Origin of the sequence: Brevundimonas denitrificans, from assembly GCF_030160755.1 — a bacterium.
Taxonomy (GTDB): Bacteria; Pseudomonadota; Alphaproteobacteria; order Caulobacterales; family Caulobacteraceae; genus Brevundimonas; species Brevundimonas denitrificans.
Genome location: NZ_BSOY01000006.1, coordinates 64,000 through 70,667, shown reverse-complemented (window position 1 = coordinate 70,667; position 6,668 = coordinate 64,000). Strand labels below are relative to the sequence as shown.

Below are 6,668 nucleotides of genomic sequence, written 5' to 3'. Positions count from 1 at the left end.
GGCCGAGACGCAGTCGGCGCTGGACCGGCTGGCGGAGGCCGATGCGTTCGGCTCGCTGGACCTGACGCGGCGGCAGGGGGTGTGGGCGGCCAAGGGGTCCGCGCCGGCGTCCTCGGCGCCGCTGTTCGAGGCCATGGGGCTGAACGAGGCCGACGGACGGCCGCCCGAGGCCCTGCCGGTGCTGGCCCCGTCGGAAGAGGTGGTCGGCGACTACCAGACCCTCCGCCTGTCGCTGAAGGGCCATCCGGTCAGCTTCCTGCGCGAGCGGCTGGCGCGGGCCGGGGCCCTGACGGCGAAGGCCTATCCGGCGCGGCCCAACGGCCGGACCGTGGCGGTCGGCGGGGTGGTTCTGGTCCGTCAGCGGCCGGGCACGGCCAAGGGCGTCTGTTTCATGACCCTCGAGGACGAGACCGGCGTGGCCAATCTGGTCCTGTGGCCCGACGTGTTCGAACGCTTCCGGCCGGTCGCCATGGGCGCGCGCATGGTGCTGGCGCGGGGCAAGGTCCAGACCGCCGAGGGGGTGACCCATCTGGTCGTCGACCAGCTGGAGGACTGGACCCCGATGCTGGGCCATCTGACGCCCGACAACGCGCCGGGGTCAGGTCACTCGCCGGCGCGGGGGCGCCATCCGCGCGACGTGCGGGTGCTGCCGGGGTCGCGGGATTTTCACTAGACGGAAAGCATCCGCGCCGGTTCCTGCCGGTCTGCTTCGAGCATGGCCCTCGGCACTTTCATCCGGCAGACCAGCCCGTCCGGTCGATAATCCATGGCCACGTCCGCTCGAAGCGCTCTCGCAACGACCTTCTTGATAAGGCGCGTGCCGAAGCCCTGGCGCTCGGGCGGTTTCACCAGCGGTCCTCCTGCTTCCAGCCACTGGATGACAAGCAGGCCCTCGTCCTCTTCGCCTTCAAAGGCGGACGTCACGACCACGCGACCACCGGCATGGCCCAGCGACCCATATTTCGCCGAGTTTGTCGCAAGTTCATGGACCGCCAGCGCCAGGATCTGGGCGGCCCTCGGCCCCACCGAAACGGCCGGGCCCTCAATCGCCACGTTCGCACCGTCGGGGGTTTGGTATTGCGACAGTTCCGCCAGAATTAGCGCGTTCAGATTGGTGCTCTGCTGCTCGCCAAATCGCAGGGCGCTCTGGGTGGCGGCCAGGGACTTCAGCCGTCCGGTGAGGGAGACCCTGAATTCCTCCACACTCACCGAGCTCGCGGCGCTGATCGAGACGAGGGAATCGACGACCGCCAGAAGGTTCTTCATCCGATGATGCAGTTCGCGCGAGGCCGCCTCACGCAGAGCCTCCAGCTCCTTGCGCTCGGTGATGTCCCGGTGCACCACGGTCAGGATGATCCTGCCGTCGATCGTCTGGCGCGACACCATCGCCTCGGCCGGGAACACATGCCCGTTTTTGCGTCGCCCCAGGACTTCCCGACGATGGCCCATGAGCCGGTTCGCGGCGCCTCCGCCCGCTGCAAAGCCGCGTACCTGATGAAAGTGCTCGGAGCGGTGGCTTTCCGGAAGCAGCATCCCCACCTGCTGGCCGATCACCTCGTCGGCGCTGTAGCCGAATGACTGCTCGGCGGCCCGGTTGAAAACCAGAATCCGTCCCTCCGAGTCCGTGCAGATCACGGAATCCGCCACAAGGGCCAGGACGTCGACGTTCAGGGCAGGCAGAAGCTCTGGCGGCGGCGAAAGAGCCGGATCCTGCATCCTCCGCCCCCTGCGGTCTGGTCACGGAGCAAGATAGCGGAATACGGGACTCGAGTCGATTTTCAAGCTGCCCATGTGCCTTTGCGTCGCTCTCGGGCGACCTTCGGCCCACAACGCGCTGAAGACGCGAATTCGCGGCGCGACGGCTATCCTTTGCGGTGGCGCCGCCACACCCACACCCGGTAGACCACGATCGGGGCAAACCCGCAGACCAGGGCGGCGACCAGCACCGTCCAGAAGCCGCCCCCGAGGCCGTATTCTCCGACCGCCGCCCCGACCCCGGCCGCCAGCAGCGGGCCGAGCCAGGGCAGCCACGCCGGCGGCTTAGGCATCCACCTTGATGACGCCGCGCCGGATCTGGTCCAGCTCGATGGAGTCGAACAGGGCCTGGAAATTGCCCTCGCCGAACGCCTGGTTGCCCTTGCGCTGGATGATCTCGAAGAAGATCGGACCGAAGGTGTCCTGGGTGAAGATCTGCAGCAGCAGGCCCTCCTCGTCCGAGCCGTCGATCAGGATGCGGTTCTTGCGCATGCGGGCGACGTCCTCGCCGTGGCCCGGCAGGCGTTTGTCGATCAGTTCAAAATAGGTCTCGATCGTGTCCTGGAAGGGGATGCCGCGGCGCTTCAGCTCCTCCACCGTCTCGAAGATGTCGTCGGTGGCCAGGGCGATGTGCTGGATACCCTCGCCGTTGTAGCGGCGCAGGAACTCCTCGATCTGGGAGTTCTCGTCCTGGCTCTCGTTCAGCGGGATGCGGATGGCGCGGTCGGGCGCGATCATGGCCTGGGAGAACAGGCCGGTCGCCTTGCCCTTGATGTCGAAGTATTTTTGCTCCTCGAACGCGAAGACATCGCCGTAGAAGCCGGACCATGTGCGCATCTGGCCGCGCCGCACGTTGTGGGTCAGGTGGTCGAGCATGAACAGGCCGACGTTGTTCTTGCGCTCGGCTTCTTCCCAGCCCTCGATCTCGTCCCAGCCGTCATACAGCGACCCGGCATCGCCATACTGGTCGATCAGATACAGCAGCGAACCGCCGATGCCCTGCAGGATGTAGGGATAGCCGCCGCCCAGGGCGCCGCCGTCGTGGCCCTCGGCCGGGCGTCCGCCGCGCGACACCGCGCCTTCATAAGCCGCCTTCGCATCCGCCACGCGGAAGGCCATGCCGTTCGCCGACGGGCCGTGCTCCGTCGCGAACTCGCCCGCCTGCCCCTTGGGCGAGCGGTTGACCAGCAGGGTGATATCGCCCTGCTTCAGACGCACGACGTCATTGGCGGGGTTCACATGGGTGGCGGTGAAGCCCATCAGCTCCAGCCGCGCGACCATGGCCGCAGGATCCGGACCGGTGAATTCGACGAACTCGAAGCCGTCGACGCCGAGCGGGTTTTCCTTGTCGAGGCGGGCGGCCGCGTCGGATTGGGGCGCGTCGTGCATGGGGCGTCTCCTGAAAGCGCGTATCGGCGTTGACCGCCGTTTGTCGGGCGGAACCTAGTGGCAGGCGACGGTCAAGCCAAGGCGAGGCCGGTCACATGTCGGTGGGCGGCTAGGGCCGTCCCACCACGGCGTCGACCGAATTGGTCGTCACCGGGTGGTAGCCGGGTCGGGCCCGGGCGTAGAGCGGGGTGGCGATGGCCCGGCCCCAGTCGCCCTCGGCCCAGAGGCTGGTGAACAGCGGCAGGACGAATTTGCGCCGGCCCATGGTGGTCAGGAAGCGCTCGAGCGTCGGGACGGCGGGCTGGTAGCGATGCTGGACCGCGATCTGCAGCCAGGCGAAGACGACCTCGGCATTGCCTTCCTCGCGCAGCTTCAGCGTCGCTTCCAGATCGGCCAGCTGGGCCGGGGTCAGCCAGTCGGCGCCGGCGGCGCGGCCTTCGGGCCGCCAGGCCAGGAAGCGCTGGCGCTCCTGCGTCGACCAGCCGGCCCACGGAACCGCGGAGGCGGGGCCGCCGGCGTGGAAGGCCCTTGCGGCCGCGTCGACCGGCGCGAAGGCGCCCGACACCGGCGGGACCCAGTTCGACGGCATGCCCGGCTGATAGATCCAGGCGTCCATCATCAGCTGGTCTTCCAGCGCGCGCGTGGTGACTAGATGGGCGCGGATGTCCTCGAGGAACATCTCCGTGGTCATCGGGCGGAAGGCGTTGCGCTCGAAATAGCCCTTCAGCCAGGCGTCGAACCGCTCGCGGCCGACGGTGCGTTCGATGGTGAAGAGGAAGGCGGCGCCCTTCTCATAGGCCACGTCGGTCAGGCCCTCGTCGGGATCCCGGCCGGCGAGGTCGAGCTTCAGACGTGTGTCGGCCGCGGGCAGGTCGGCCAGCGTCGACTGCAGGTCGCCCCAGCCCAGCGACTGCAGCATCAGGGCGCGGTCGCGGCCGTAGACCGCCTCCATGATCCGGTTCTCGAAATAGACGGTGAAGCCCTCGTTGAGCCAGAAGTCGGCCCAGGTCGCATTGGTCACCAGATTGCCCGACCAGCTGTGCGCCAGCTCGTGAGCCACCAGCGACACCAGCGACTGGTCGCCGGCGATGATGGTCGGGGTGGCGAAGGTCAGCCGGGGGTTCTCCATCCCGCCGAAGGGGAAGCTGGGCGGCAGGATCAGCAGGTCGTAGCGGCCCCAGCGGTAGGGGCCGTAGAGCGCCTCGGCCGCATCGACCATCTCGGCGGTCGGGACCATTTCGGCATGGGCCGCGGCCAACATCGACGGCTCGGTCCAGACCCCGGTGCGCTCGTCGATGGCCTGGAAGGCCACGTCGCCGACGGCCACTGCGATCAGATAGGGCGGCACCGGATTGGTCATGCGGAAGCGCCAGGCGGTCATTCCGTCGCCCGCGGGCTCGCCTCGGGTGGTCAGGCCCTCGGCGCTCATCACCACCTTCAGCGCGGACGGGGCGGTGATGCGGGCGTCCCAGGTCTGGCGGATGCCGGGGCTGTCCTGGGTCGGGATCCAGGTGCGGGTCAGGATCGCCTGGCCCTGGCTGAACATATAGGGCTGCTGGCCGCCCGCGGTCTGGGCCGGGGTCAGCCATTGCAGGGCCGCGGCGTCGGGCCGGGTGGCGTAGCGGATGACGATGCGGCGTTGCTCACCCGCGGCGAACGCGGGGAAGCGGATGGTCAGGGGCTGACCCAGGTTCGGGTCGCTATCGCCGGTCTGGAACTGCAGCGGCGCGCCGGATGCGTCCCGCACGTCCTGAATGTCCAGATTGCGGACATCGAGAATGATCTCGGTCGCGCCCGGCTCGGCTGTGATGTCCAACGCCGCCGTGCCTGACAGGGTGCCGGTCGCGAAGTCGGTGGTCAGGTCCAGTGCGACGTGTTTGACCCGGGCGATCTCGGGTCGGGCATGGGAGTGGATGTCGCGCACATACTGGACCGGCGCGGTCGCCGGGGCCGGGACGGTCGGCATGTCGGAGCCCGGGCCGAAGCCGGGGATCATGGCGCACCCGCCCAGGGCTGTGGCGAGCGCGATGGTGGAGACCAGTCCAAACTTGCGGATCATTGAGCGTCCTTGACCAAAAGCCCCGCCGACCTTGTGCGGTCGGTCGGGCCGGGTTCGTTTTCTGCCGGGACAACGCCCCGGCGGGCCGAAAAGATCAAGAGGGCGCCGGCGCCCGGTTCCGCGCCTTGAACAGACGCCCGCGCTCGGCGAACAGGACAAAGACCAGCGCGGTCATGCCGAGGGCGACGAAGCCGATGGTCATCGGCGCGGTCGAGCCGTTGAACTGCTGTCCGATCAGAAAGCCGAGCGACGCGCCGCCGGTGGTCGAGATAAAGCCCTGGGCCGAAGAGGCCGTGCCCGCGATATGGCCCATCGGCTCCATGGCCATCGCGCCGAAATTGCCGGCGATGAAGCCGAAGCAGAACATGGTCAGGGCCTGAAGCGCCGCGAAGGTCCAGATCGTCTCATGGCCGCTCAACGCCACCGCCGCATGGATCGCCGAGAAGGTGATGAAGCCGAGCAGGGCGGTGTGGGAGATCAGCCGCGACCCCAGCCGCTCGACCAGCCGCGCATTGAGCAGGGACGCCACCGCGATGCCGCCCGCGACGCCGCCGAACACGACCGTGAACAGCTGCGGCTCATGAAAGACGTCGAAGAAGATCTGCTGGCTGGAGTTGATGAATCCGAACAGGGCGCCCGAGATGGCGGTGATGGCCAGGGTGTAGCCGATGGCGCTTCGGTTGGTCAGCGCTTCCCGGAAGGCCGAGGCTATGCGGTCGATCTGGATCGGCATCCGGTCCTCGGGGTGCAGGGTCTCGGGCAGGCGGATGGCGGCCCAGAGCGCGAAGGCTGCGCCGCCGACGGCGAGCACGCCGAACACCCAGGGCCAGGGGGCCACGGTCAGGATCAGCTGGCCCAGCGCCGGCGCCAGAACCGGCACGCCGAGGAAGACCAGAAAGCTGAGCGACATGACCCGCGCCATGGTTCGTCCGGCATAGCGGTCGCGCACGATCGACACGGCCAGCACCCGCAGGGCCGCCGCGCCGATTCCCGTCCCGACCCGCGCGGCGATCAGCAATTCAAACGTCGGCGAAAAGGCGGCCAGCACGCTGAACAGGACATACAGGCCAAGGCCCATCATCAGGATGGGCTTGCGACCGAACCGGTCCGCCAGCGGGCCGTAGATGATCTGGGTCACGCCGAAGCCCAGCAGATAGGCGGTGATGACCCATTGCCGACCGTTCTCCGACGTCACCCCCAGGGCATCGCCGATGGCCGGGAGGGCGGGCAGCATGGAGTCGATGGCCAGCGCGTTCAGCGCCATCATCATGGCGATCAGGGCCACGAACTCGGGAAAGCCCGGCCCCTTGACGGCAGGCTTGTCGATGTCGGCGGCGGGGGAGGTCATCGGGGGCAGATGCGGACTCCGGGACGGAGGCGCAACCATCAACAGGGGCGAATTCGGCCGGCGACAGAGGAAGCCGGTCGATCATCCCCAAGGCCGCGATTGATCGGTCCTTCATTT

The 6,668-nt window shown here is 68.3% G+C and carries 6 protein-coding genes; 1 reads left to right on the top strand and 5 read right to left on the bottom strand.

What is annotated here, in order from left to right:
- Positions 1-673: OB-fold nucleic acid binding domain-containing protein (locus QQJ79_RS02730; protein WP_284220864.1), on the top strand; the 673-nt coding region annotated here is incomplete at its 5' end.
- Here QQJ79_RS02730 and QQJ79_RS02725 read toward each other — a convergent pair.
- The 5 genes from QQJ79_RS02725 to QQJ79_RS02705 all read right to left on the bottom strand — a co-directional run bounded on the left by QQJ79_RS02725 (position 670) and on the right by QQJ79_RS02705 (position 6,551).
- Complete coding sequence (locus tag QQJ79_RS02725; RefSeq protein ID WP_284220861.1) at positions 670-1,716, bottom strand: sensor histidine kinase; 1,047 nt, start codon at positions 1,714-1,716, stop codon at positions 670-672. The genes QQJ79_RS02730 and QQJ79_RS02725 overlap by 4 nt on opposite strands.
- Positions 1,717-1,862: 146 nt before the next feature.
- Complete coding sequence (locus tag QQJ79_RS02720; protein ID WP_284220859.1) at positions 1,863-2,048, bottom strand: hypothetical protein; 186 nt, start codon at positions 2,046-2,048, stop codon at positions 1,863-1,865.
- Positions 2,041-3,144, bottom strand: coding sequence for a 4-hydroxyphenylpyruvate dioxygenase (hppD, locus tag QQJ79_RS02715; RefSeq protein WP_284220857.1), 1,104 nt, complete (start codon positions 3,142-3,144; stop codon positions 2,041-2,043). The genes QQJ79_RS02720 and hppD overlap by 8 nt, the downstream gene beginning before the upstream one ends.
- Before the next feature lie 109 nt (positions 3,145-3,253).
- A complete protein-coding gene (locus tag QQJ79_RS02710) occupies positions 3,254-5,203 on the bottom strand; it encodes a M1 family metallopeptidase (RefSeq protein ID WP_284220855.1) in 1,950 nt (649 codons plus the stop codon).
- A gap of 94 nt (positions 5,204-5,297) precedes the next feature.
- On the bottom strand, positions 5,298-6,551 hold the full coding sequence (locus QQJ79_RS02705; protein WP_284220853.1) for a multidrug effflux MFS transporter: 1,254 nt from the start codon (positions 6,549-6,551) through the stop codon (positions 5,298-5,300).
- Positions 6,552-6,668 lie beyond the last annotated feature (117 nt).

Coding starts and splice junctions, on each gene's coding strand:
- QQJ79_RS02725 (WP_284220861.1), bottom strand. CDS start 1,716: ATGCAGGATCCGGCTCTTTCGCCGCCGCCAGAGCTTCTGCCTGCCCTG.
- QQJ79_RS02720 (WP_284220859.1), bottom strand. CDS start 2,048: ATGCCTAAGCCGCCGGCGTGGCTGCCCTGGCTCGGCCCGCTGCTGGCG.
- hppD (WP_284220857.1), bottom strand. CDS start 3,144: ATGCACGACGCGCCCCAATCCGACGCGGCCGCCCGCCTCGACAAGGAA.
- QQJ79_RS02710 (WP_284220855.1), bottom strand. CDS start 5,203: ATGATCCGCAAGTTTGGACTGGTCTCCACCATCGCGCTCGCCACAGCC.
- QQJ79_RS02705 (WP_284220853.1), bottom strand. CDS start 6,551: ATGACCTCCCCCGCCGCCGACATCGACAAGCCTGCCGTCAAGGGGCCG.